The following is a 25,585-nucleotide window of genomic DNA, read 5'->3' as shown; positions in this document are numbered from 1 at the left end:
CGAAAGTTGTTAACAAAAGCATTTTTAACACGATTATGAAAGTACACCAAAAACCTTAAAAAGTACATTTAATTTCATTATTTTCTCTTAAAAACTTCAATTATTCATTTTGGATACTCATTGCACCAAAATGAACACTTTTAAGCTGTACTGTATCCTGAACTTTGCTTCATCAAATTAAAACAATTAAAAAGTAATAATCATGAAAACAATTTTTATCACAGGCGCATCATCAGGTTTAGGAAAAGCAACAGCAAAATTATTCCACGAAAAAGGATGGAATGTAATCGCCACAATGAGAACTCCTGAAAAGGAAACAGAACTTTCTCAATTAAAAAATGTAACACTTTTGCCATTAGACGTTACCAATTACGAACAGATACAAACTACAGTTCAAAAAGCTATTAAATTAAACGATATTGACGTTGTTTTTAATAACGCGGGATATGGGTTAATTGGGCCTTTGGAAAGTCTTTCTGACGATCAAATCACCAAACAATTAAACACTAACTTATTAGGAGTTATTCGAGTTACCAATGCTTTTATTCCGTATTTCAGAGAAAGAAAAAGCGGTTTATTTATCTCAACAACTTCTATTGGCGGATTAATTGCTTTCCCTTTAGGATCTGTTTATCACGCAACGAAATGGGGATTGGAAGGCTGGAGCGAAAGTATGGCTTACGAATTAAATCCGTTTGGCGTACATATTAAAACGGTTTCTCCAGGTGGTATTAAAACTGAATTTCTGCATGGCTCTCTTGATACAGGAGCAAAACCCGAATACGAGGCCATGACCAACAGTATGTTTGCAAGTGTTGACACAATGTTTGAAATGGCATCAACTCCAGAACAAATTGCCGATGTGGTTTATGAAGCTGCAACCGACGGAAAAAATCAATTAAGATATCTTGCCGGAGAAGACGCAAAAGCACTTTACAACCAACGATTAGAATTAGGCGCTGAAACTTTCCGCACCGAATTTGGAAAACAGTTTCTTGGAGCATAATAACTTCTAATAAGGCTGTCCAAAAAGCTTTCAATATTATTTTTTTAAGCTCTAGCGGAGCGAAATATTTATAGAAATTCAATTATGAAAGTGCAAAATAGCTCCAGCGGAGCTAAACACAACAGTATTAAAAATATTTCGCTCCGCTGGAGCTCTGCTCTCAATAATAAATACGCTTTCTATAAATATTTCGCTTCACCGAAGCTGATCTTTCAAAATCAAAGAGCTTGTTTAATACTTTTTGGAAAGCCTCATTAGTCTTTTAATTTTCTTATTTTTATATCATGGAAAAGAAAAACAATAATCCGGAAAAAATCTCTTCTATATCACAGTTTCATGACCTACTTCGATTGCCAAAACCGCTTCATCCAATGGTGAGCTTGGTAGACAATACACAATTGGTCATTAATGGAGACTTAGCGAATCATGCCTTTTTGCTTGATTTCTATAAGGTATCTTATAAGTTTTCCACTAATGGCAAAATGGGCTACGGTCAAGGTTATTACGATTTTAATGAAGGCGGACTCCTATTTGCTTCTCCAAAACAGTTAATTTTTACTGAAAATGAAGAAGGTGCTGAATATGGCGGTTACACGCTTTTATTTCATCCCGATTTTATTAGAAATTACCCTTTAGGAAAAGCCATCAAAAAGTATGGTTTCTTTTCTTATGACACCAATGAAGCACTGCATCTTTCAGATAGTGAAAAAACAATTATTATTGGATTATTAAAAAGTATCGACAACGAACTTAACACGGCAATAGACGAAATGAGTCAAGATGTGATTGTTTCTTATATCGATGTTCTGCTGAATTACAGCAATCGCTTTTACAAACGCCAATTTATTACCAGAAAAACCATCAGCCACGATTTGTTATTAAAAGTCGAAGAAACTCTGGATAACTATATCAGTAATGCAGAAACCCTAAAAAGAGGATTACCTACGGTAGAATTTCTAGCTTCACAGATTAATGTTTCTAGTCATTATCTCAGCGATATGCTTCGTAATCTAACCGGATTAAATGCACAACAACATATTCATTCGAAATTAATAGAAAAATCAAAAGATTTTCTGATTACGACTAATCTTTCGGTAGCCGAAATTGCTTATCAATTAGGTTTTGAATATCCGCAGTCGTTTAGTAAATTATTCAAAAAGAAAACTAGTCTTACTCCATTAGAATTTAAAAATTCGTTGAATTAATTTTCAAAAAAACTGCTCTCAAAAAATCAATTTCGGTCTTAAAAAATCATAAAATTTCATAAAAATACACCTCTTGGATGTCGTAGTATTTTGGTGCTTTATTGAATCTAAATAACACCAAAAAAACTCCTTTAAAAGCTTTAAAAAACCAAAAAACTACACTTTTTACAAAGAAATCAAAAATAACAATTATTACTATTTTTATTCATTTTGTTAGATTTTTTCAAACAAATTCTTATATTTTATATTGATTTTGAGATAAATTTGCAAACTATTAAAACAAAAAACAAATAAGAAAAATTAAAGCCGAAAAAGAAAAGCTAAATCAGTTTCTTAATCATTTTTCTTTCAAATTTTAGTTTGCAAAAGCCATTTGGCAATTTGTAATTTAGTTTGGGTATCGTATATAATGAAATATTGAAATTGACGCTTTTTTATCTTTTTTTACTTTTGTTTTGCTATTATAATGAACAGGAAATTGCTGTGGTTATAGAAATTACAATTAAAAAAAATAAAAAATGAGTAAGACATTATTTGACAAAGTATGGGATTCACATGTTGTGCGTAAAATTGAAGATGGACCAGATGTGTTTTTTATTGACCGCCATTTCATTCATGAAGTTACGAGTCCTGTTGCTTTTTTAGGATTAAAGTCAAGAGGCGTTAACGTTTTATACCCACAACGTACTTTTGCAACTGCCGACCACAATACACCAACCATAAACCAACATTTACCAGTTCAGGATCCGCTTTCTGCTAACCAGCTTCAAGCTCTTGAAGACAATGCTAACGAATACGGAATTTCGCACTGGGGATTAGGTCACCAAAAAAATGGAATTGTACACGTAGTAGGTCCTGAAAACGGAATTACTTTGCCAGGTGCTACTATTGTATGCGGGGATTCGCATACGTCTACTCACGGTGCTTTTGGAGCTATTGCTTTTGGTATCGGAACTTCTGAGGTTGAAATGGTACTTTCTACTCAATGTATTATGCAGCCTAAACCAAAGAAAATGCGTATTAACGTAAACGGCAAATTAAGCAAAGGTGTTGGTTGCCAAAAGACGTTGCGCTTTATATTATCGCTCAATTAACTACTTCTGGAGGTACAGGTTATTTTGTTGAATATGCTGGTGATGTTTTTGAAAACATGACTATGGAAGGTCGTATGACAGTTTGTAATTTAAGTATCGAAATGGGTGCTCGTGGAGGAATGATTGCTCCTGACCAAACTACTTTCGATTTCTTAGAAGGAAGACTTTACGCTCCAAAAGGAGAAGCTTGGACAAAAGCTGTTGAATACTGGAAAACTCTTAAAACTGATGCTGATGCTGTGTTTGATGCTGAATTGAACATCAAGGCAGAAGACATCGAACCAATGATTACTTATGGTACTAACCCAGGAATGGGAATTGGTATCACAAAACATATTCCGTCTGCCAACCAAGTTGAAGGTGGTGAGGAAACTTACAAAAAATCTTTAGCTTACATGGGCTTCAATGAAGACGATGTAATGATCGGAAAACAAATTGATTATGTTTTCTTAGGAAGTTGTACAAACGGACGTATTGAAGATTTTAGAGCTTTCGCTGAAATTGTAAAAGGAAGAAAAAAAGCAGATAATGTTACCGCTTGGTTAGTTCCAGGTTCTCACGTTGTTGAAGCACAGATTAAAGAAGAAGGAATTTTAGATATCCTGACAGAAGCTGGTTTCGTATTACGTCAGCCGGGTTGTTCAGCTTGTTTAGCAATGAACGATGATAAAGTTCCTGCTGGAAAATATGCAGTAAGTACTTCAAACAGAAACTTTGAAGGTCGTCAAGTGCTGGTTCAAGAACTTTATTGGCAAGTCCAATTATGGCTGCTGCTGCTGCTGTTACAGGAAAACTAACTGACCCGCGCGAATTATTTTAGATTGCAGATTTTAGATTTTAGATTCCTCACTTTGAGCAATCTTTATCTAAATTTCTTCAAAATAAAATTAACTAACATTATTAAAACAAAACATTTTAGATTCTGTGTTTTAAGTTTTCAAAAGAAAATCTAAAATCTAAAATCTAAAATCTAAAATTCCAAAAAATGGCATACGATAAATTTAATATACTTACCAGCAGTGCAGTGCCACTGCCAATTGAGAACGTAGATACAGATCAAATCATTCCAGCTCGTTTCTTAAAAGCTACAAAACGTGAAGGTTTTGGAGATAATCTTTTTAGAGACTGGAGATACAATGGAGATGATACTCCAAAAGCAGATTTCGTTTTAAACAATTCTACTTACAGCGGAAAAATTTTGGTTGGAGGAAAAAACTTCGGTTCAGGATCTTCTAGAGAGCACGCTGCTTGGGCAGTTTACGATTACGGATTCCGCGCTGTAGTTTCTAGTTTCTTTGCAGATATCTTCAAAGGAAACTGTTTGAATATTGGTGTTTTGCCAGTACAAATCAGCCCTGAGTTTTTGGAAAACATTTTCAAAGCTATCGAGGCTGATCCTAAAACAGAATTAGAAATCAATCTTCCAAACCAAACGATTACTTTATTATCAACTGGTCAGCAAGAATCTTTTGCAATCAACGGATACAAAAAGAATAACATGATTAATGGTTTTGACGACATTGATTATTTACAAGATATGAAGGAAGATATTAAAGCTTTTGCTGATAAACTTCCTTACTAAATAGAAATCTCATTCAGGATATTAGACCCGACAGGTTTCAAAAACCAGTCGGGTCTTTCTAGAATAATAGGACGCTGATTTTATTTTATTCAATATAAAAAATCTGTTTTATCAGGATCTTCGCAAAGCGAATCCGTAAAATCAGCGTCAAAATTAAAACAGGAATATTAAAAATATCCCACCCGTTAGAAACATCAATATGGAAAAAAGAAAAATTGAAATAATGGATACGACGCTTCGTGATGGTGAACAAACCTCAGGAGTATCTTTTTCTGCTGCAGAAAAACTAACCATTGCGCAATTGTTGTTGGAGGAATTAAATATTGATAGAATCGAAATTGCTTCTGCACGTGTAAGCGAAGGAGAATTTCAGGCCGTAAAAGGCATTACTTCTTGGGCTGAAGAAAGAGGCTATATTGAAAGAATTGAAGTGCTAACGTTTGTTGACGGAGGCGTTTCAATCGACTGGATGAAAAAAGCTGGAGCCAAAGTGCAAAATTTGTTGACCAAAGGTTCAATGAATCACTTAACGCATCAATTGAAAAAAACACCCGAACAGCATTTTTCTGAAATTGCTCAGATTATATCTTTAGCTAAAGAAAATAATATAGAAACTAATGTTTATCTGGAAGACTGGAGCAACGGAATGCGAAATTCTCCAGATTATGTTTTTCAATTCCTAGATTTCTTAGCAACTCAGCCAATTAAAAGAGTTTTACTTCCTGATACTTTAGGCGTTTTAATTCCATCTCTAACTTTTGAGTTTATTTCAAAAATTAGAGCGAAATATCCAAACATTCACTTTGATTTCCATGCACATAACGACTACGATTTAAGCGTTGCTAATGTTATGGAAGCGATAAAAGCTGGAATCAACGGACTTCATGTAACGGTAAACGGAATGGGAGAACGTGCTGGAAACGCACCTCTTGAAAGTACTGTTGCCGTAATTAACGATTATTTGCCACAAGTAAACATCAATGTAAAAGAAACTTCTCTGTATTCTGTAAGCAAGTTGGTAGAAACTTTTACAGGCTACAGAATTCCTGCCAACAAACCAATTGTTGGAGATAATGTTTTTACGCAAACTGCAGGAATCCATGCTGACGGAGACAACAAAAACAACTTGTATTTTAATGATCTTCTTCCGGAACGTTTTGGAAGAAAAAGAAAATATGCTCTAGGAAAAACTTCAGGAAAAGCCAATATCGAAAAAAATCTTCAGGAATTAGGTTTAAAACTAAACAACGAAGATTTAAAATTGGTTACCCAAAGAATTATTGAACTAGGCGACAAAAAAGAAACCGTAACTAAGGAAGATCTTCCATACATTATTTCGGATGTTTTGGACAGTCATACTTACGAAGAAAAAATAACTATAAATTCTTATATGCTGGTTCATTCTAAAGGAATGCGCCCATCTACGACTTTATCTTTAAATTTAAACGGAGAAATAATCGAAGAAAATGCACAAGGAGACGGTCAGTTTGATGCTTTTATGAATGCTTTATCCAAGATTTACAAAAGCAAAAAATTAACGCTTCCAAAATTAATTGATTATGCAGTAAGAATCCCTCCAGGAAGTAGTTCTGATGCATTGTGCGAAACCATTATTACATGGGTCAACAATGGAAAAGAATTCAAAACCCGCGGATTAGATTCTGACCAGACTGTTGCAGCAATTATTGCAACACAGAAAATGCTTAACATTATAACTTAATATAGTTGCAAAGTTTCAAAGTAACAAAGTGACAAAGATTTTAGTCTGCTTTTAAAAACTTTGTTACTTTGTCACTTTGTCACTTTGAACCTTAATAACACATATAGAAAATGAAATTAAACATAGCCCTTTTAGCCGGCGACGGAATCGGACCAGAAGTAATAAATGAAGCTGTAAAAGTATCTGATGCTGTTGCAAAAAAGTTCGGACATGAAATTACATGGAAACCGGCTTTAACTGGAGCAGCTGCAATTGATGCAGTTGGAGAACCTTACCCAGATGCAACACACGAAATTTGTAAAAATGCTGATGCCGTTCTTTTTGGAGCAATCGGACACCCAAAATACGATAACGATCCTTCCGCACCAGTACGTCCAGAGCAAGGTTTATTAAAAATGCGTAAAGCATTAGGTTTGTTCGCAAACGTAAGACCAACTTTTACATTCCCATCATTATTGGATAAATCGCCGCTAAAAAGAGAAAGAATTGAAGGAACTGATTTAGTTTTCTTAAGAGAATTAACTGGAGGTATTTACTTTGGTGAAAAAGGAAGAAAAGATAACGGAGATACAGCTTACGACAACTGTGTTTATACAAGAGCAGAAGTTCAACGTTTAGCTAAAAAAGGTTTCGAATTAGCCATGACACGTTCTAAAAAGTTATGCTGCGTTGATAAAGCCAACGTTTTGGAAACTTCTCGTTTGTGGAGAGAAACAGTTCAAGCAATGGAAAAAGATTATCCAGAGGTTGAAGTCAGCTACGAGTTTGTTGATGCGGTTGCTATGCGTTTGGTTCAATGGCCAAATTCTTATGACGTATTGATTACTGAAAACTTATTTGGAGATATCTTAACAGACGAAGCTTCTGTAATTTCGGGTTCAATGGGATTAATGCCTTCTGCTTCTATGGGAGCTGAAGTATCTTTGTTTGAACCTATTCACGGTTCTTATCCACAAGCTACAGGATTAAACATTGCAAATCCAATGGCTACTATTTTATCTGCAGCTATGATGTTTGAAAACTTCGGATTGATGGAAGAAGGAAAAGCAATGAGAGATGCTGTAAACAAAGCTTTAGAAGCTGGAGTTGTTACAGAAGATTTAGCTAATGGAGGTAAAGCATACGGTACTAAAGAAGTTGGTGACTGGTTAGCAGCGAATATATAAGAAATCGTAGAGACGCACCGCAGTGCGTCTTCTCGTTATATTAGACGCACTGCGGTGCGTCTCTACAAAAAAAAACATAAAAAAAGGGATCAACTTTCGTTGATCCCTTTTATATTTTAGAAAAAAAATATTAATATCCTCCTCTGTTTCCGCGGTCATTTCCTCCACGGTTGTTTCCGTAACCACCACGATCGTTTCCTCCGCGGTTGTTATTAAAACTTCTTCTTTCGCCTTCTGGTTTTGGCTCAGATTTATTTACAACGATTGTACGTCCTGATACAACAGCACCGTTCAATTCGTCGATAGCTTTCTGAGCTTCGCTATCATTTGGCATTTCAACAAAACCAAAGCCTTTACTTCTTCCAGTAAATTTATCAGTAATAATTTTAACAGAGTCAACTGTTCCATAAGCCTCAAAAGACTCTCTTAAATCTGCTTCCTCAATACTGAATGGAAGGCTTCCAACAAAAATATTCATAGATATTTATTTAAATAATAAGCAAATGTAGTCTTATTATTCTGTAATCTACTATATATTAGTTTATTTAAGTTTTTATTTTGATTTTGCAAAATATATTTAGACGAAGAACTTAATCGACGGGAACAAAATTCCCTTGTGGTGCAACTGGAATTTTATAAAAAACACCTTCCGAAAAGTGCATTTCTTGCTTCTCAGCACTAGGATCAGTATTAACTAAAGTAAATTTAAACGTTCCCGAAATAGTATTTTCGTCTGTATTATATTCCGTCACTACAATTTGTCCGCTTCCTTTGGCCGTTCCCGTACTAAATTCTGCTTCTTGTCCTTTATAAGTGTTTTTATAAGTCGCTTTTGTAACATCATCTACACCTAAAACATAGGTCTTTACAGTTGGCGTAGGAAGTTTAAAACTTATTTGTTCATTCCCTAGAGAACCATGTATAACAAAAGTTCCGTTCGATTCTGTTCCTGCTTCATAAGCTTGAGCCCTCCAAAAATTATTGTCTTTTAAAGTCTGAAAAGCTGGATTATTAAATCTTACATCTTCTGTACAAGAGATAAGTAAAAGTAAAAATGATAAAAAGTAAAAGTATTTTTTCATGTTTAAAATGAATTTGATGCAAAAGTATTGCATTAAGAACTAAATACTTAAATTAAAAAGTCAAAAAAATGCTAAAAAAACAACTCAAGTATATTTAATCTTCTTTAAAACGTGTTTTTCATAAAAAAATTATATCTTTGCGCCCTTAATTAACAGAGGTCGAGTACCTCAAAATTTAATCAATAAGATTATGTCAGTAAAAATTAGATTACAAAGACACGGTAAAAAAGGAAAACCTTTTTACTGGGTAGTAGCTGCAGATGCACGCTCAAAAAGAGATGGTAAATACTTAGAGAAAATCGGTACTTACAATCCAAACACTAACCCAGCAACTGTTGAGTTAAACCTTGACAGCGCAGTAAAATGGTTACATAATGGTGCTCAACCAACTGATACTGCAAGAGCTATCCTTTCTTACAAAGGTGCTTTATTGAAACACCACCTTGATGGAGGAGTTCGTAAAGGTGCTTTAACGCAAGAGCAAGCAGATGCTAAATTAACTGCTTGGTTAGAATCAAAAGCTGGTAAAGTTGATGCTAAAAAAGATGGTTTATCTAAAGCAAAAGCTGATGCTAAAGCAAAATCTTTAAAAGCTGAGCAAGAAGTTAACGCTAAACGTGTTGCTGATGCTGCTGCTGCACAAGCTGAAGCTGAAGCTGCTGCACAAGCTACTGAGGCTACTGAAGAAGTTGCTGAAGCTACTGAAGAAGCTCCTGCTGCTGAAGAGAATAACGAAACAACTGAAGCATAATTTTACTTAGCGATAATGCGTAAAGAAGACTGTTTTTATTTAGGTAAAATCGCTAAAAAATTTAGTTTCAAAGGTGAAGTCTTGGTCTATTTAGACACAGATGAGCCTGAGTTATACGAAAATCTGGAATCAGTGTTTGTTGAACACAACAAACACTTGGTTCCTTTTTTATTGAAACAAGTTCATTACACAAAAACGACTTTCTAAGAGTTCGTTTTGAAGATGTAAATACCGAAGAAGATGCAGATGCTTTATTAGGAAATGCAATCTACCTTCCTTTAACTATGTTGCCAAAACTTACCGGTAACAAATTTTATTTCCACGAAGTTATTGGCTTTGAAATCGAAGACCAGCGTTTAGGTGTTTTCGGAAAAATAACTTCTATCAACGATTCAACTGCACAGCCTCTTTTTGAAGTTTTAAATGGTGAAGTTGAAATCTTAGTTCCAATGATTGATAATTTCCTTGTAAAAATTGATCGTGAGAACAAAAAAGTAATCATGGATCTTCCTGAAGGTCTTGTGGAGATGTACCTTTAAAGTTAAAAATTCCAATTCTTAAAATTCCAAATTCCAAACCTTAATCAAGGTTAAATTCCAACTTTTTTAAATTTCAAATTCCAAACCTTAAATTAGGTTAAATACCGATTCTTTAAGTTCCAAACCTTAATCAAGGTTAAATTTCAATTTTTTCAAAATTCCAAATTCTGGGTATCAAAGTTTTCTTGTTTATTTTTGAAAGAAAAAACCTTCTTTTTGTGTCTTTTTATTTATATTTACGCTTAATAAATTGAAATTTGGAATTTAAAAAAATTGGAGTTTAGCAACCATGAGTAAACCATACAATCTAGAAGAAAGAACCTTTTTGTTTGCGAAAGAATGCAGAATTTATATTCGTGCTTTACCTAAAACCACCTCTAATATTGAAGACGGAAAACAATTAGTACGTTCATCTGGTTCTGTTGGAGCAAATTATATTGAAGCAAATGAAAACCTTGGAGATAAAGATTTATTGTTTCGTCTTAAAATAGCGCGAAAAGAAGCTAAGGAATCTAAATTTTGGCTTCAGCTCTTAAACGATTTAAATCCTGATCAAAACTCACTTTCAGAATCTTTATTATTTGAAATTGAAGAGTTACGAAAAATTCTTTCTGCCATAATTACTAAAACTTCTAAGCAATAAATTATTATTTAATCTTACTTTTGCAGCTCAACAAAACTATCCACTTCAATTGGAATTTGGAATTTTCATTTTGGATTTTCCGCTCTTAGATTGGAATTTGGTATTTTAAAAATTGGTATTTTAATTTATGTTTCAGTTCAAGCAATTTTCTGTTAAACAAGACAAAACCGCTATGAAAGTAGGCACTGATGGTGTTTTACTTGGCGCTTGGGCTCCCATTCATCATAATCCGTTTAGTGTTTTAGATGTTGGCGCTGGAACAGGAATTATTGCTTTAATGCTAGCACAGAGAAGTCATGCTGAACAAATTGATGCTATAGAAATTGATGAAGACGCTTACGAACAAGCGGTAGAAAATTTTGAAAGTTCTCCTTGGGGCGATCGCTTATTCTGTTTTCATGCTGGTTTAGATGAATTTATTGAAGAACCAGAAGACGAATATGATTTGATTGTTTCGAATCCGCCTTTTTATGCTGAAGATTACAAAACAGATAATGAACAGCGTGATTTAGCTCGTTTTCAAGATGCAATGCCTTTTGAAGAAATTGTTGAAGCTGCCGATTTATTGCTTTCAGAAAACGGAGTTTTAGCAGTTATTCTTCCTTTCAGAGAAGAAGAAAAATTTGTTGCTCTAGCAAAAGAGGCTGAACTATACCCTTTTAAAATTACTCGAGTAAAAGGAACCTCAAAATCTGAAATTAAGCGTAGTTTATTGGCTTTTAGCCGAAATGAAGCTTCAGAAATTGAAATTGATGAATTAATAATCGAAATTGATCGTCATGTTTATACGCCAGAATATGTTGAATTAACTAAGGATTTTTATTTGAAGATGTAATAAAACATCTTTGTCAAAGTTTAAAACTTTGACAAAGATTTATAATTTATTATTTACCATTTTTAGCAAAAAGAATAGCTCGATCTAGAATTTCATCTTTTCCTTGCTGAATGCCTAAAATACTAGGCTTCACTTCAATATCAGGAACAATCCCTATACGTTGCACTTCTTTTTTGTTTGGATAAAAAACTCCGTAAGTTGTAAAGGAAGTCCAAAGGCCTTTTATAATTTGAAATCTATAGTTTCTTCCATCCGTGCCTGCAGTCTGACTACCAATTATAGTCGTTTTTGGAGCTACCATTAGTGTCATAGCAGTAAATTCTGAATGGCTTATCGATTTTTCGTTCACTAAAAGAATTACGTTTCCTTTAAAATAATCCGGATTAACTTTCCCGCAAGGCGTGTCTTCTTTTCTCCAAATATAACGCCCTGGCCAACTTAAATCAGCATCTATAGATTTTACAAAATTTTTCGGTTCTGGGTTTAGATATTCTGCAATTGCAAAATTAGTTCCTTGAGGATAGTTTCGAATGTCGAAAATAATAGCTTTAGCATTTTTAAACTTCTCCATCATAGTAGAAACGTCATCTGGAGTTAAGACAGCCAAATTAGCGTAACCAATATTATTTTCTATGAATTTATATTTCTCACTATTGTTCTCATAATTAATTTTTAAATCTTTATACTCATAATAATTAATTTCTTTTACTCCTATTTTGCCATCTCTCACAAATTCAATTTCTGAAACATTAGATTTTTGACTAAAAATTGGCCATTCTAAATGATTTAATTGCGCAGGATAATTCAATCCTTCGGCATATTTTAAATTTTCTTTTATGAGAACATCTATTGACCTTCCTTGTATTTTTGTGATAACGTCGCCTATTTTTATATCATTTATAGCAGACAAAGAATCATTTTTAAAACCGGTAACAATAGCTTTATTTCCAATAAATTTAAACTCGAAAGGAACCGAATTCCATCCAAAAATTTCGAATAATTTATTTGCTCCAAACAAAGCATGAGTATCATTTAATTTAGCACTCATTTCTTTGAGCAACAAATAAAAATCTACTTCTGAAACAGGATTAATTGTTCTTGGCAAAAGTTCGGTTAGAGCTAAATCCCAGTTTTGATCCATTTGATATTTGTATGGAAAAAAATATTCAACATAATTCCAGAAGCGAAACAAAGCTAAAAGTCGAAAGCTTTTATCTTTATCATCGAATAAATCGTATTCTACTTCATTTGTAAACTCAACACCACTCTCAACATAATATTGTTTTCCCTTAATTCTATTTTGCTCAATAAATTTTAGTTTTTGACACAGACTCTTAGAGAACAGTACTGTATTTTGTGTCCAAGAAAGATCAAAATTTTTGTCAAAATAATCTATTTCTTCATTTGGAAGTTCTGCTTTATAAGCTTTAACCTTACCCAAAGAATTAATCCATTTTTCTATAACATTTGAAAACTGTATATCTGTTTTTGCCTCTTCTATTTTTGGCAAAACTTTAAAAAGCTGGTCGTCCCAATTAAAATTTCCTTTAGCAACATTTGGATGATAGTATTTTAAAAAGCCCCAAACTTTGCACGTTGCGGCTAATTTTTGAGTTTCCGTTATTGGTTTAGAAAAACAAAGTTGAAACAATAATACGAAAGTAATAAGTAATGTTCTTTTCATTTAAAAATTGCGATTCGGGTTCATTATAAAAAGACATCTTTGTCAAAGTTTAAAACTTTGACAAAGACTCTATTTAAATTTTCTATTTACCTTTTTTAGCAAAAAGAACAGCTCTTTCCAAAACCTCATCTCTTCCTTGCTGAATTCCTAAAACAGATGGTTTTACTTCAATATTTGGAACAATCCCTATTCGCTGCGTTTCTTTTTTGTTTGGATAAAAAACTCCATAGCAGGTAAATGAAGAACCAAATCCTTTAATGATTTGGAATCTGTAATTTGCACCATCAGCTCCACCAGTCTGACTTCCAATTACTACACAATTAGGAACCGTTTGTAAACTCATTACAGTAAATTCAGCATGACTTACAGCTTTTTCATTTGTTATCACAATTACTTTTCCTTTGTAATGATCTGGATTGCTTTTCCCGCACTTCTGAATTTCTTCTCTCCAATAATAACGTCCAGGATAATTTACATCTGGATCAAGAAATCTGGCAAATTCTTTCTCTTCAGGATTAAGCCAATCTACAATCGGATACATAACCTCGTGTGGTCGATTTCTATTGTCAAAAATTATTGCATTTGTATTATTTAAGGCTGAAATTAAGGCCGGAACATCTGCTGGATCAAGTTCATTAAAATCAACATAACCGATATTGCCCTCTAAAATTTTCCATTTTTCTTTATCTGGAAACTGAATTTTTAAATCTTCATACTCATATCTATTAATAGACTTTATTGAAGTTTTTCCGTCTCGAATATACTCGATTTCAAATGAAGGTGTTTTACCATTAAAAATTGCCCAATATACATTCCTTAAAACAGACGGCTCGTTAGAGCCTTCTACATACTTTCGGTTTTCATTCAAAATTTCTGCAATAGTCTTCCCTTCTACTTTTGTAATTACGTCGCCAATCTTAATGTCACTAACTTTTGCCAGAGAATCATTTTTCAATGCAACAACAATTGCTTTTTCATCAATGATAGTAACGTCTACAGGAATAAATTTATCGCCAAAATATTCAAACAATTGAGGCATACTAGTTGAGGCGTGAGTATCATTTAGCTTTACAGAGATCTCACGCATTGCCAAATTAAAATCCTTTTCAGATTCTGGCGCATAATATCTTGGCAGCATTTCATTTAATACTTTATCCCAATTTTGATCCATTTGGTATTTGTAGGGAAAGAAATATTCAATGTAATTCCAATATCTGAATAACGCCAAAAGACGAAGATTTTTATCAGTCCATTTAAAATCTGCATATTTTACTTCATTTTTAAATTGCAATGGAGGTCCATTACTTCCGAATTCATAAGCAACATAATACTGTTTTTCCTGAATTCTATTCTCTTCAATAAATTTCAATTTTTTTGAAAGTGATTTCGAGAACAATTCTTTATTATTGACCCAAGACAAATCGAAATTTTTATCAAAATATTCTTTTTTTACAGCAGGTTTTAAAGATTCCTGTTTTTTAATTTCTCCCAAAGAATCAATCCAATTTTCAATTATCAGAGAAAATGCTTCAGAAGTCTTCGCTTCTTCTACTTTTGGCAGAATTTGAAATAATTGTTCATCCCAATTTTTACTGCCATCGGTAACATTTGGATGATAATATTTTAGGAAACCCCAGACTTTGCAGGCTGCAGCAAGCTTTTGAGTTTCAGTTATTGGTTTTGAAAAAGTATATTGAAATAATAATAAAAAGGCAATAAGTACTGTTTTTTTCATTTAAAATTTGTGATTTTGATTAGTGGTTAGGTATGTGGGATTGGTTAATTTTTAAACTTGTTCAAAAATGCTTTTAAACTGATACAGAATTCGCTCAATTAAACGCAGATCTTCGGTTACAATCTCTGCATTTCCTTTCATTTCCTGTTGGAAAGTAATTTGTTTATTGTATGATGTTTTCAAACCGTTTGGAAGCGCAACATCTATAAGCAGATTTCCTTCTTTATCGGGCACTAGCGAAATATTTTTAATCTGTCCTTTTAGAACCCCAAATTCTCTATCAGGAAAATTTGCCAAACGAATATTCACTCTCTGCCCCACTTTTATTTTTCCTGAATTTAAAGCTGGAGCTTTTACTTTTCCTATGAAACTGTTTTTTGCATCTGGAATAATCGAAAACACGTTATCGCCAACATTTATGGTCTGATTTTCATTCCAAACCTGCAAAAAGGTAACCTTTCCGCTAATTGACGATTTTAAGGCATACGCCAACTCCCAATCTCTTATCACTTTTTTCAATTGATAAAAGGACTGCGAAACACTACGATCGAGATTAACTTCTTCTTTAGTGCTATTTATTTGCAAATTCTGGCTTGATTTTGTGTTGTCAATCAAAGAAGACCTCAATTGAGAAATCGAAGACAGCAGGCTTCGATAGTTCTTTTGCGCCTGAAGGAAATTCAATTTTTTAACTTCCATTTCCTGAGCAGAAATAATTCCTTTATTAAACAGCGTTTCAAAACGAGCTACTTCATTTTTCTGAAGTTCCAATTCGCGTTCGTTAATTATTTTTTGCTGTTGCAGGATTTCCAACCTTTCTGTTATTTGAACTTTTTCGGACTGTTGCGCTCTACTTTCGATCTGAAATGGATGCAGATCTTTATTGAGTTCCTGTGCCTGATAATCTTTCTGGAATACAGCATACGCACTTTCTACTTCACCGAATTGCGTATTTTTCAATTGCTCAAAAGGAAATTCTTTTTGCGAGTTGTTGATGTCGTATTTATCAACAATATCCTTTAGTCGAAAAATATCCTTGTAATTGGCTGTATTTTCAATAATAGCCAATGTGCTGTTTTTAGGAACCAGCATTTTATTTTTAACCAAAATAGCCTCAATACGTCCAGAAGATTTTGAAACTATTTTCTCTGGCGGAATATTAGTGGTAATTACAATTTCTGTTTTTACAACATCAGGATATTTGACAAACCAGGAAACAAAAAAAAGTAAAACAATTATGGCAAATATTAAAACCGTACCCCATCGTATCATCCAATGTGGCACTTTGGTCAGGATATCCTGAACCTCTTCGCTTCTTAATTCAAATGTATCTTTGTTCATGATTAATTTCCTAATTGCAGCTGATTTCTAACCAATTCAAAATAACTACCCTTTTGTTCTACCAATGCCGAATGGCTTCCTATCTCTATGATTTTCCCTTTATCTAAAACCACAATCTGATCAGCATTCATAACAGTACTCAATCGATGCGCGATTACCACAACCGTTTTGTCTTTAAAAAAAATATCGAGTTTTTTCATGATTTCTTTTTCATTATTGGCATCTAAGGCTGAAGTCGCTTCATCAAAAAATAAAATTTCGGGGTTTTTATAAACCGCCCTTGCAATAAGCAGACGCTGTTTCTGACCTGTACTCATTCCTAATCCTTCAGAACCAACCTTAGTATTAAAATTTAGAGGCAGCTCACTGATATACTGTTTAATATTTGCCACATCTGCAGCATAAAGCAATCTTTCTTTATCGATTTTATCCACTCCAATAGCAATATTATTAGCAATGGTATCGCTAAAAATAAAACCTTCCTGCATTACAGCTCCAATATTAGCTCTCCATGCATGTTGCGATATATTTTTAAGCTGTGCGTTTCCAATAAGCACTTCTCCTTTTTCAGGTTCGTAAAACTTGAGCAGGAGCTTCATTAAAGTCGTTTTACCGCTTCCGCTAACACCCACTATTGCTGTTACTTTATTGCTCGGAATTACAAGACTTAAATTGTCTAAAACAGGAATATCTGAACCTAAATATCGAAAAGAAAGGTTTTTAATTTCTATATCGACATCTTGCGGAACTTCACTTGTCTGGTTGACCTCTTGTTGGACTTCATCTTCTTTTTGATGAATTTCGGACAATCTGGCTAACGATATTTTAGCATCCTGAAGCTCCCTAACAAATTCAATAAGCTGCGTAATTGGCCCATTTAAACTCCCAACAATCGAACTGATTGCTAGCATCATACCTAAAGTTATAGAACCATCAATCACTAATTTTGCCGAAAGAAATACGATAAAAATGTTTTTTAATTCATTAATAATTGAAGAACCAATAGTTTGAGTCTGCTCCAAAACCAATCCTTTTATCGAAACCCTAAAAAGTCTCGCCTGAACATACTCCCAGCCCCATCGTTTTTGCTTTTCGGCATTATGAAGCTTAATTTCCTGCATTCCGTTTATCAGCTCTATTACTTTACTCTGCTCATTCGATATTTCCGCAAATCGTTTATAATCTAATGCTTCTCTTCTTTTCAAGAATAGAATTATCCAACCAAAGTATAACACACTTCCTGCAAAAAACACTAAGAAAATCTGCAGATTATAATAGGCCAAAACAGCTCCCATTATAAACATATTAATTACAGAAAATAGAACATTGAGTGATGATGTGGTCAGAATCTTTTCGATACGGCGATGATCATTTATTCGCTGCATGATATCTCCAGTCATTCGCACATCGAAGAAGGAAATAGGCAGATTCATTAATTTAATAAAGAAATCTGAAATAAGAGAAATGTTGATTCGGGTTGATAAATGTAGTAGAATCCAGCTCCTAATAAGGTCCAAACCTGTTCTTCCAGCAAAAAGAAAAAGCTGTGCAAAAAGAACCAGATAAATAAAATTAAGATTCTGATTTTGGATTCCGACATCAACAATACTTTGAGTCAAGAAAGGGAAGATAAGCTGCAGTAAACTGCTTGCCAGTAAACCGATACTCAACTGTATCAAAAATGATTTATAGCGAAGAATATAATGCGATAATAGTCCAAAACCTATTTCTCCACCTTCTTGTTTATCAAATTCAGACTGAAAAAAAACTGGTGTTGGCTCTAGCAACAGTGCAACACCTTCTTTGGTTTGATCGTCGGCATTATTGCCAATCCAGAATTTTAAAAAGTCTTCTTTATTATATTGAATTAATCCAAAAGCTGGATCAGAAATGTAATATGTCCCTTTTTTGATTTTATAAAGTACCACATAATGGTTTTGGTTCCAATGCAGCACACAAGGCAAGGGCACCTCTTCTAATCTCTCCAGACTTAGCTTTACCCCTAAAGTTCTAAAGCCTGTTTTTTCGGCAGCATCGCTTAAAAAAAGTAGATTACTTCCCTCACGAGTTGTCTCGCTTGCATCACGCAATTCCTGAATTTTGATTGTTTTTCCGTAATGTTTTGCAATTATTTTTAAACACGTTGGGCCACAATCTTTATAATCTGCCTGTTTATAATGGGGAAATTTTTTCAATTGTCATTCAATTTTTTGTACAGCAATATAATCTAAAATACTTACAAAAAGTATAAAATTATTAGATGAGATAAAAAATAAATCAGTAAACTCTTCTGTCAATATCTATAATCATTTTATACCAAAAATCTCTTTAGAAGCATTTCCTTCAATTTGTTTTTTTTCTAACCTTTTTACCTTTCTTGTTTTTTTATTATCTATGATTATAACTACCTCTGTAACATCATATGCGTTTTTATTAAAAAATAATAATGCAGCTGTTTTTAAATTTTCAAGCCATCTCAAAAATGCGTCTTTTAGATTTAAAATGCTTAAATAAAATTGAAAGAATATCTTATAGAACTTAATTCTAGCGGAGTTCTCGGGATAAGAGGAAAAGTAATTCTTACCGATGTAAAATTTTGAAGGTACTTTTTTCCAAAAAAAAGGTACAAAGTGTGGAAAATTCTTAAATGTGATTAAATGATACAATAGTATTTCGTACTGATCTTTAAAGCTGAGTGTACCATTATCCCAAAGTAAATTTCCTGGAATACCTTCGACAACAAAGAAATCAAAATAGGCTCTAATTTTTTCTTCCTGATTAAGTCTTTTTATCACATGAGTCATTGTTTCTATTTCCGATTCTAATTCAAAAATAGATTCTCCCGCCTGAAGCTCTGAAAACAAGTTGCCACATTCATCAAATACAAAGTTTTTTTCGTTTTGAAAAACAAACTTATAATCTTTACTTTCCTCATATAATTTATTTACAAACTCATTATTTCTAAATAAAGTAAAAAAACCTGTAACGTATTCATCCCTAACACAGATTACATCAAAATTATCTAAAACCTCATCGGTCATAAATGTCCTTATATTTCCAAAGATTAAATCAATGTCTCCATGTCCCCAAAAATCATAATCCGTAATAAATTCTGAAAAAATTACTCCGTATGCAGGTTTAAAATCACATAATTTATAAGGAGATTTCAATGAAACAGAAAAGCCCATTTTCTCACTTATTAATTTTTTCAATTCTAAAAATGAGTATTCAATTACGATTATATTTTTTGGCAGTTCTTCATTAATTTTTATGTCTGTGAAAATTATAAAATCAACTGATGGATTGTACTTACATGATTCAATGAAAAATTTAAAATACCATGGAAATTTCCCATAGTAAGGATACAGCAAAGCTATTTTCTTGGAATTATCCATGCTCTAGTTTATTTAATAAGGGAAGCCGTTATTTTATCATAAAATTTTTGTTTCTCACTTGGATAACCTTCAACTAAAGTTATTTTTTTTGTTTTGTAATTATAAACAAAATAATGAGGCACATAATCGATAACTTCTTTCATTATTTTTTCATTTCTATAAACCTCGCTTGCAAAAAGATGATACCCAACTAAACTGTAATCGCTAATCATTTTCTTCCATAAATCGACACTTGCTTCATTATCAATAGTCACATAAATCGTTTTGATATCCTGTTTGTTTAAGAACAGATGCAATTCGTCATTATATTCAAATTGTTTGATACATGGAGAGCAATATGTTGCCCAAAAATCAATGAATAAATTTTGATTTGGATATTTTTCAGCAATTGCCTCCTCAAAGGATTTCTTTACATCAATACGGCTATTTGAAATCGACAACCCAACAGCTGCGTCATACGAACTTAAACTTCCTATTGGAGAATTATTGTTCTCCTTTTGCTTTAGATCATCTTCAAAAAGAAGATTCTCTATTATTGTATTATAATTGCTTTCAGGGTATTTTTTTATAAAAGCCCTATAAACAGCTATTAAGTCTTTTTTATTTTTTACACAATTGAATCGTATTGACTCAAAAATACAACTTGCAATATATATTTCTTTGTATTGTTCGGGCTCTACAAAATCAATTACACCAAAATTTGATCTGCAACTTTTAAATAGCTCATCAAATTGATTCCAAAACCTGTTGACTTTTTTATTTGTCTTTTTGGCCTGTGCTTCCATATTCCAACCCGTCATATAGAGGTTTTGATCCAATATGGTACTATACAAACTATTTTCGCTAAATACAGAATATTTTGAATTATAAAACTCAACTAATTTTTGAGCTTCTTTAGTATCAAATGCTAATCCTAGTTTTTTTCTCGTTTCCTCGCTTCTTCCGTTTTCTGAATAATTACCCGCAAAAAAATTAATTCGGCCATCTATTTCAGCATTAACTGCTTTCAAACAGTTCGCACTAATTTTTTTCTCTTTGTGTAAAGCTTGGTAAAAATTAAATATTTTTTGTTTTTGAATATCTATATTTTTAATAACATCATCAGCATTTTTGTACTTTTTTAAAACCGTCAAAACATCAAAAACACTATCTGGACTTACTTTTAAATATGAATTATTTGTATAAAGGTTATTAAAAGCTGAATTATTCCCACTTATTTCAATTCTATCTTTCTTTTGTTCTATTATTATGGAATCTCCTTTCTCTACAAAAAAAGAAAAGCTTCCAAACATATATGGATCCTCATAAATGGTAACAAAGCCGTTAGAATCTAATTCTAATTCTTTTACAAATTGTCCATTTTCAACTTTTATATCGTCGCTATTTTTTTTATAAAAACTTTTAGGATAATTTCCAATTGGTTTTGCAACTTTAAGAAGTTTGCCATTTTGTTTATCAAAACCTTTGCCTAGAATAACTGCACTATTTTGCGAAAAAGTTTCCTGATTAAAAAATAGCACAAGAAGCAAAACTAGGAGTCTTTGTTGATATTTATAAATACTTATAATCATAATAATTTGAGGTAATTCTAGAGGCTTTATTGCTGGTTAAAAAAAGGTTTTATAAAGAGTAAGGAGTTGCCTCCTTACCCTACTCTGCAATTTAGCAACTTACATTGCAAGCAGAACAACATGCGCTCGCAGAAGAATACTCTCCTAGATAGCGACCATTGCAAGAGCAAGAAAATCCGCCATTAATACTTTTCATTTCAGCTTTGCTTAAAGCTTTACCAAATTTTTGTAAATTTTTCATAATTTAAAAATGTTATAGTTAAAAAATATTCTGCAGGAATAATTTTAAAATTTTATGATTTGCTCGCGATCAAATTTATAATTTTAAGATTAAACCTACTGTTATTATAAATATAACACTTTTAAACTTACATAATTGCAATATTAGAATTTTAACATAAAAAAACAGAGAAGATATGATCTTCTCTGTTTCGTATTTAAAAACAAATTTTTAGCAACACAATTTCTTTAGGACATGGTCGCGGTTACCCTAACCAAATAAAATTAACACAGCGACCAACTCCTAAGAATCTCAGTACCAATCATCAATACTGAGAATTTGCTCAATGTTCCACGATCGAGCGCCTATACATTCAAAAAAAACATGACTAAATTCTAAATAAGGCTATATCGTATTACTTTTAAAAAAGTTAAAAATCAACAACAAAGACGGCTTGTATCACAAATACCCGATGATGTATTTAGCGGACAAGTTTCGCCTAACGGTATTAAAATGCATCCTGCTTCCAAAGCATAAACCCAACAATCTGGAATTCCTCCTTTCATGGTCTTCTGTACACTTTTGTTAATGTACTGAGCACCTTCGAGTTTTAAGATCTTCTTTAACATATTTAATACCTTTTTTATATAATAACAGTGCTTGATTGTTACTATCTAAACATTAAAATTAGCAAGCATAATATTTCTCGACAGCAGTATCATTGCAATTCAGTTCTTGTGAATACTCACTTCCTAAAATGCTTTTCTGCTCTTTTTTTGTCAGCTTTCTTGTTTCTTTGCTTTTTAAAATTTTTTCTAACATAACTGGTTATTTACATTTTTGAGTTTAAGCCTCAAATCCTTAATAACTTGATGCTTAATATTTTCCTTAACAGCTTCCAACATAACTATTTGGTATGCAGTTCCAATGTGCCGGCACCGTTCCAAATTCTGTACATCTTTTCGCTTTAAATCCATCTTCACAAATAGGAGCATGATCTCCGTTCATTGTTTTCAGCTCATTTGCAGTCAATTCTACCGCACCTTTCAATTTCAAAATATTCTTTAACATAACTGCAGGTTTTAAATCGGGGATTAACATTTTCTATTTGAACAGTCGAAATTTCTGTTTTTTTTATGCTGTCTTCTCTAAAACTTGAACTTCCTCAACAAAATCATTCAAGAAATATTTCAGTTCATTCAATTCATATTCATTTGGAAACAGCCTTTCATTGACAATTTTAATAGGTGTATAATTAAAATTGTTCATAGAGCACCAATCATATTGTTTCTGAATTTCCTGATTTATCATCATGCTTACAGAATCAACATTCCATTTTTTAAGCCATTTTTTATGAACCATTCTCTTGATATACCAATCTGAGATTGCTTCAACTGTTTTTCCTGGCGTTGTTCTATTAATTGTTAATAGTCTTTCTACAACTGCTTTATAAGGATTATCGTTGTTTTCGGGGTTAATATTAAAAAGAACATTCAAAAATATTTTGTCTGGAAACTTCAATACTAAATCAAAAGCTTCTTGAAAAGTTTTATAACAATGTCCACAACTTGGACTAAGAATAACAGAAAGTCTAACTCCTGCATTTTTATTACCAAATGTCAAACCTCTCAAATCTTCAAATCCTTTTGTATATTTTACTTTTTTAGACAAGAAATTTAATAGTGAATAATTTCTTTTAAATTTCTTAAGCTCTTTTAAAGAATTCTCATTATCAAGCATTTTTTTAATCATCACCTTAACTGTCGCCCAGATTGGAATTAAAAGCAGTAAAGAAAACACATAAGGAAAAATGGCATTAAAACTAAAACTCAACGTAAAGAGATCTGACGAAAACCAAACTATACTTTGAACTAAGATTAAAAATGATATTGCTAAGCACATTATACACCATTTTTGAATCTCAAATTTCTGAATCCAAATCGAACAAACTATTATTGGAATGGCTAATAGACTTAAGAATCCAATAAAAATAGCCGAACTTAAAGGCTGAACTAATATGGCGATGATGCTTGATCCAAAGAAAAGCAATGGCAAATCTGAGAAACTCAACCATCTATTTGCAATATCATCATTGAAACTTATTACAGAGTGGCAAGAAGTATTTGAACTTAAATTACAGAATTTAGAAATTACTGTGTTTTTAACTCCCCATTTCTCCTGTACAATAAATATGCTTACGACAAAACCTAATACCGATGTTACCAAAAAGGAAGCGCTAAACCAATCAAAACGATTAAAAAAGAAAGATAATCCAGCTACTAGGGCAAGAGGCAGAAAATATTTCAACCAATTGTATTCTATTTTAAGATTATCTCTTGCTACTACATTGTTTGGTTCAATGGCTACAATTACACCATTCCAGTCTAAAAGAAATTTATCATAAGATAACTTTTGGGTTCCTTTTTTTGTGGTTGTGATTCTAACGCCGCTTTTAATTTTTTCTACCAGTATTAATTCGTCTTTAAAATAAGCCAAAAAGTTTGAAGGCAAATCTTCAATCTGCTCTTTCGAAACTCTCACTGCTGCGTTCTCCACAGAAAGCAAATCAAACGAGTCTGTAATGGCAAACAAACTCGGATAATTTGGATGTGACAAAAACAGATCCTTAAACTCATTTTTGATATCTGAGTAGCGATTGATTTGCAGAAATTTTTGAACAGCTTTAACATCGTTTTGGATCGTTTTTAAATCATAATTACACTGCAAAGATTGGGGTTTTTATTGATTAAAATCGCATGAACACATACATTTTATTAATTATACCACATACAATTTATAAATTATACCAAGTATAGTAACCACTACAAAGTATTGAAATACAAGGTTTTAAATGTTTATTTATTTATCAAAAAGCTTCAAAAGCCCATTTTCGATTAACGGTTTCGCTTTTTATCTAGTTTTGGATAAGTAATAATCTAAACATTAATAAACATGAAAAATAGGCCCTAAAAAAGAGTTGATTTTACAAGAAAAAATCATAAAAAGAGGATGCAAAAAATGACCAATTTTAGTCCATAATCGATCATCCAAAAGAACAAAAAACACTCCCAAAAAAGCAAAGAAAAACAATTTTAAAAAATCGGAATTAACTTATAAATAAATCTTTTTTCTACTGCTTTTAAAGACCAAAAAATAAACCCAAAAAACTTTACATAATCAATTTTTAGCGCTGTTTTTTATCGCATCTGATATGACTGCCAAAAAATATTTATGAAAGATTTATAGTACTAATTTTTAATAATACAAATATCAAAAACATGAAAAATTCAAAATTAACATTCAACGATTTTCAAATAGATAAACTTTCTAAAGAAGAAAAAAAAATAATAAGAGGGGGAAATATAGACCCTAATGATCAAAACGAGCCTAAAAAAACTGGCGGAAACGGGAATCCATAAACAATAGAAAAAACTCTTTAAAAACTCATCCAAAAAAAATAAAGTCATGAAAAATAGCAAATTAACATTCGGAAATTTTCAATTAGAAGCAATCTCTAGAAAAGAGCTAAAAACAATTAAAGGAGGTGATGATCCAATTGACCCAAATAATCAAAACGAGCCTAGAAAAACTGGCGGAAACGGGAATCCATAAACAATAGAAAAAAACTCTTTTAAAAACTAATCCAAAAAATAAAGTCATGAAAAATAACAAATTAACATTCGAAAATTTTCAATTAGAAACAATCTCTAGAAAAGAGCTAAAAACAATTAAAGGAGGTGACGATCCAGTTATTGATCCAAATAACCAAAACGAGCCTAGAAAAACTGGCGGAAACGGGAATCCATAAACAATAGAAAAAACTCTTTTAAAAACTAATCCAAAAAAATAAAGTCATGAAAAATAACAAATTAACATTCGAAAATTTTCAATTAGAAACAATCTCTAGAAAAGAGCAAAAAACAATTAAAGGAGGAGGTGACGATCCAACTATTGATCCAAACGAGCCTAAGAAAACTGGCGGAAATGGAAACAATTAAAAAAGTTATATCATATGA

23 protein-coding genes and 2 pseudogenes are annotated in these 25,585 nt (G+C 32.4%); 14 read left to right on the top strand and 11 right to left on the bottom strand.

The annotated features are described in order from the left end of the window. Positions 1 to 202: 202 nt before the first annotated feature. From ACPWTF_RS14335 to leuB, 6 genes and pseudogenes are all read left to right on the top strand, one after another. A complete protein-coding gene (locus tag ACPWTF_RS14335; protein ID WP_427871724.1) occupies positions 203 to 1,006 on the top strand; it encodes an SDR family oxidoreductase in 804 nt (267 codons plus the stop codon). Between the two features lie 284 nt (positions 1,007 to 1,290). Beyond that, the gene (locus tag ACPWTF_RS14330; protein ID WP_427871722.1) at positions 1,291 to 2,211 is read left to right on the top strand and encodes a helix-turn-helix domain-containing protein; all 921 of its coding nucleotides are present in this window, start codon (positions 1,291 to 1,293) and stop codon (positions 2,209 to 2,211) included. Between the two features lie 518 nt (positions 2,212 to 2,729). After that, a pseudogene (gene leuC / locus ACPWTF_RS14325) lies at positions 2,730 to 4,125 on the top strand (3-isopropylmalate dehydratase large subunit). Between the two features lie 165 nt (positions 4,126 to 4,290). After that, complete coding sequence (leuD, locus tag ACPWTF_RS14320; protein WP_427871720.1) at positions 4,291 to 4,887, top strand: 3-isopropylmalate dehydratase small subunit; 597 nt, start codon at positions 4,291 to 4,293, stop codon at positions 4,885 to 4,887. Between the two features lie 199 nt (positions 4,888 to 5,086). Beyond that, positions 5,087 to 6,607 carry an alpha-isopropylmalate synthase regulatory domain-containing protein gene (locus ACPWTF_RS14315; protein ID WP_095929713.1) on the top strand — a complete coding sequence of 507 codons (1,521 nt, stop codon included), beginning with the start codon at positions 5,087 to 5,089 and terminating at the stop codon, positions 6,605 to 6,607. Positions 6,608 to 6,717: 110 nt separating this feature from the next. Then, complete coding sequence (leuB, locus tag ACPWTF_RS14310; protein ID WP_427871717.1) at positions 6,718 to 7,773, top strand: 3-isopropylmalate dehydrogenase; 1,056 nt, start codon at positions 6,718 to 6,720, stop codon at positions 7,771 to 7,773. 130 nt (positions 7,774 to 7,903) lie between these two features. Here the strand turns inward: leuB and ACPWTF_RS14305 are convergent, their stop codons facing one another. Further along, positions 7,904 to 8,251 carry an RNA recognition motif domain-containing protein gene (locus ACPWTF_RS14305; protein ID WP_057121565.1) on the bottom strand — a complete coding sequence of 116 codons (348 nt, stop codon included), beginning with the start codon at positions 8,249 to 8,251 and terminating at the stop codon, positions 7,904 to 7,906. Positions 8,252 to 8,363: 112 nt separating this feature from the next. Next, positions 8,364 to 8,855 (bottom strand): DUF6252 family protein, encoded by a 492-nt coding sequence (locus tag ACPWTF_RS14300; RefSeq protein WP_427871715.1) that lies wholly within the window; start codon positions 8,853 to 8,855, stop codon positions 8,364 to 8,366. A 190-nt stretch (positions 8,856 to 9,045) separates the two neighbouring features. Between ACPWTF_RS14300 and ACPWTF_RS14295 the strand changes: the two genes are divergently transcribed. The 4 genes and pseudogenes from ACPWTF_RS14295 to ACPWTF_RS14280 all read left to right on the top strand — a co-directional run bounded on the left by ACPWTF_RS14295 (position 9,046) and on the right by ACPWTF_RS14280 (position 11,623). Continuing rightward, complete coding sequence (locus tag ACPWTF_RS14295; RefSeq protein WP_248729074.1) at positions 9,046 to 9,606, top strand: 30S ribosomal protein S16; 561 nt, start codon at positions 9,046 to 9,048, stop codon at positions 9,604 to 9,606. 15 nt (positions 9,607 to 9,621) lie between these two features. Beyond that, positions 9,622 to 10,145, top strand: a pseudogene (gene rimM, locus ACPWTF_RS14290) (ribosome maturation factor RimM). Between the two features lie 289 nt (positions 10,146 to 10,434). Further along, on the top strand, positions 10,435 to 10,788 hold the full coding sequence (locus ACPWTF_RS14285) for a four helix bundle protein (protein WP_095929707.1): 354 nt from the start codon (positions 10,435 to 10,437) through the stop codon (positions 10,786 to 10,788). Between the two features lie 127 nt (positions 10,789 to 10,915). Beyond that, on the top strand, positions 10,916 to 11,623 hold the full coding sequence (locus ACPWTF_RS14280; RefSeq protein ID WP_427871712.1) for a tRNA1(Val) (adenine(37)-N6)-methyltransferase: 708 nt from the start codon (positions 10,916 to 10,918) through the stop codon (positions 11,621 to 11,623). Positions 11,624 to 11,672: 49 nt separating this feature from the next. Here the strand turns inward: ACPWTF_RS14280 and ACPWTF_RS14275 are convergent, their stop codons facing one another. The 9 genes from ACPWTF_RS14275 to ACPWTF_RS14235 form a co-directional block, all read right to left on the bottom strand. Beyond that, positions 11,673 to 13,307, bottom strand: a complete 1,635-nt coding sequence (locus ACPWTF_RS14275) for a S41 family peptidase (protein WP_427871710.1) — start codon at positions 13,305 to 13,307, stop codon at positions 11,673 to 11,675. An 82-nt stretch (positions 13,308 to 13,389) separates the two neighbouring features. Beyond that, positions 13,390 to 15,042, bottom strand: a complete 1,653-nt coding sequence (locus ACPWTF_RS14270; protein ID WP_427871708.1) for a S41 family peptidase — start codon at positions 15,040 to 15,042, stop codon at positions 13,390 to 13,392. 51 nt (positions 15,043 to 15,093) lie between these two features. Then, on the bottom strand, positions 15,094 to 16,383 hold the full coding sequence (locus ACPWTF_RS14265) for an HlyD family secretion protein (RefSeq protein ID WP_427871706.1): 1,290 nt from the start codon (positions 16,381 to 16,383) through the stop codon (positions 15,094 to 15,096). 2 nt (positions 16,384 to 16,385) lie between these two features. Next, a complete protein-coding gene (locus tag ACPWTF_RS14260) occupies positions 16,386 to 18,578 on the bottom strand; it encodes a peptidase domain-containing ABC transporter (protein ID WP_427871704.1) in 2,193 nt (730 codons plus the stop codon). Positions 18,579 to 18,689: 111 nt separating this feature from the next. Continuing rightward, positions 18,690 to 19,778, bottom strand: a complete 1,089-nt coding sequence (locus ACPWTF_RS14255) for a DUF6625 family protein (RefSeq protein WP_427871703.1) — start codon at positions 19,776 to 19,778, stop codon at positions 18,690 to 18,692. Positions 19,779 to 19,786: 8 nt separating this feature from the next. Continuing rightward, complete coding sequence (locus ACPWTF_RS14250) at positions 19,787 to 21,349, bottom strand: TlpA family protein disulfide reductase (RefSeq protein ID WP_427871701.1); 1,563 nt, start codon at positions 21,347 to 21,349, stop codon at positions 19,787 to 19,789. Between the two features lie 657 nt (positions 21,350 to 22,006). Beyond that, positions 22,007 to 22,198 (bottom strand): hypothetical protein, encoded by a 192-nt coding sequence (locus ACPWTF_RS14245; RefSeq protein ID WP_250834424.1) that lies wholly within the window; start codon positions 22,196 to 22,198, stop codon positions 22,007 to 22,009. A 259-nt stretch (positions 22,199 to 22,457) separates the two neighbouring features. Beyond that, positions 22,458 to 22,640 (bottom strand): hypothetical protein, encoded by a 183-nt coding sequence (locus tag ACPWTF_RS14240; RefSeq protein WP_379794900.1) that lies wholly within the window; start codon positions 22,638 to 22,640, stop codon positions 22,458 to 22,460. Positions 22,641 to 22,703: 63 nt separating this feature from the next. Beyond that, complete coding sequence (locus ACPWTF_RS14235) at positions 22,704 to 24,296, bottom strand: vitamin K epoxide reductase family protein (RefSeq protein WP_427871698.1); 1,593 nt, start codon at positions 24,294 to 24,296, stop codon at positions 22,704 to 22,706. A 551-nt stretch (positions 24,297 to 24,847) separates the two neighbouring features. Here ACPWTF_RS14235 and ACPWTF_RS14230 point away from each other — a divergent pair. From ACPWTF_RS14230 to ACPWTF_RS14215, 4 genes are read left to right on the top strand one after another with little or no spacing between them, the layout of a single operon-like run. Next, positions 24,848 to 24,988, top strand: coding sequence for a hypothetical protein (locus tag ACPWTF_RS14230; RefSeq protein WP_427871697.1), 141 nt, complete (start codon positions 24,848 to 24,850; stop codon positions 24,986 to 24,988). A 46-nt stretch (positions 24,989 to 25,034) separates the two neighbouring features. Next, a complete protein-coding gene (locus ACPWTF_RS14225; RefSeq protein WP_427871696.1) occupies positions 25,035 to 25,181 on the top strand; it encodes a TIGR04149 family rSAM-modified RiPP in 147 nt (48 codons plus the stop codon). Positions 25,182 to 25,227: 46 nt separating this feature from the next. Beyond that, positions 25,228 to 25,377 carry a TIGR04149 family rSAM-modified RiPP gene (locus ACPWTF_RS14220; RefSeq protein WP_427871694.1) on the top strand — a complete coding sequence of 50 codons (150 nt, stop codon included), beginning with the start codon at positions 25,228 to 25,230 and terminating at the stop codon, positions 25,375 to 25,377. A 46-nt stretch (positions 25,378 to 25,423) separates the two neighbouring features. Then, positions 25,424 to 25,567, top strand: a complete 144-nt coding sequence (locus ACPWTF_RS14215) for an rSAM-modified peptide (protein WP_379794904.1) — start codon at positions 25,424 to 25,426, stop codon at positions 25,565 to 25,567. The last annotated feature ends 18 nt before the right edge of the window (positions 25,568 to 25,585 follow it).

The sequence above is a fragment of the Flavobacterium sp. MMS24-S5 genome (genome assembly GCF_050320125.1).
Lineage (GTDB): Bacteria > Bacteroidota > Bacteroidia > Flavobacteriales > Flavobacteriaceae > Flavobacterium > Flavobacterium tyrosinilyticum.
Note: the sequence above shows the minus strand (reverse complement) of the source record. Positions and strands in the feature narration are given on the sequence as shown.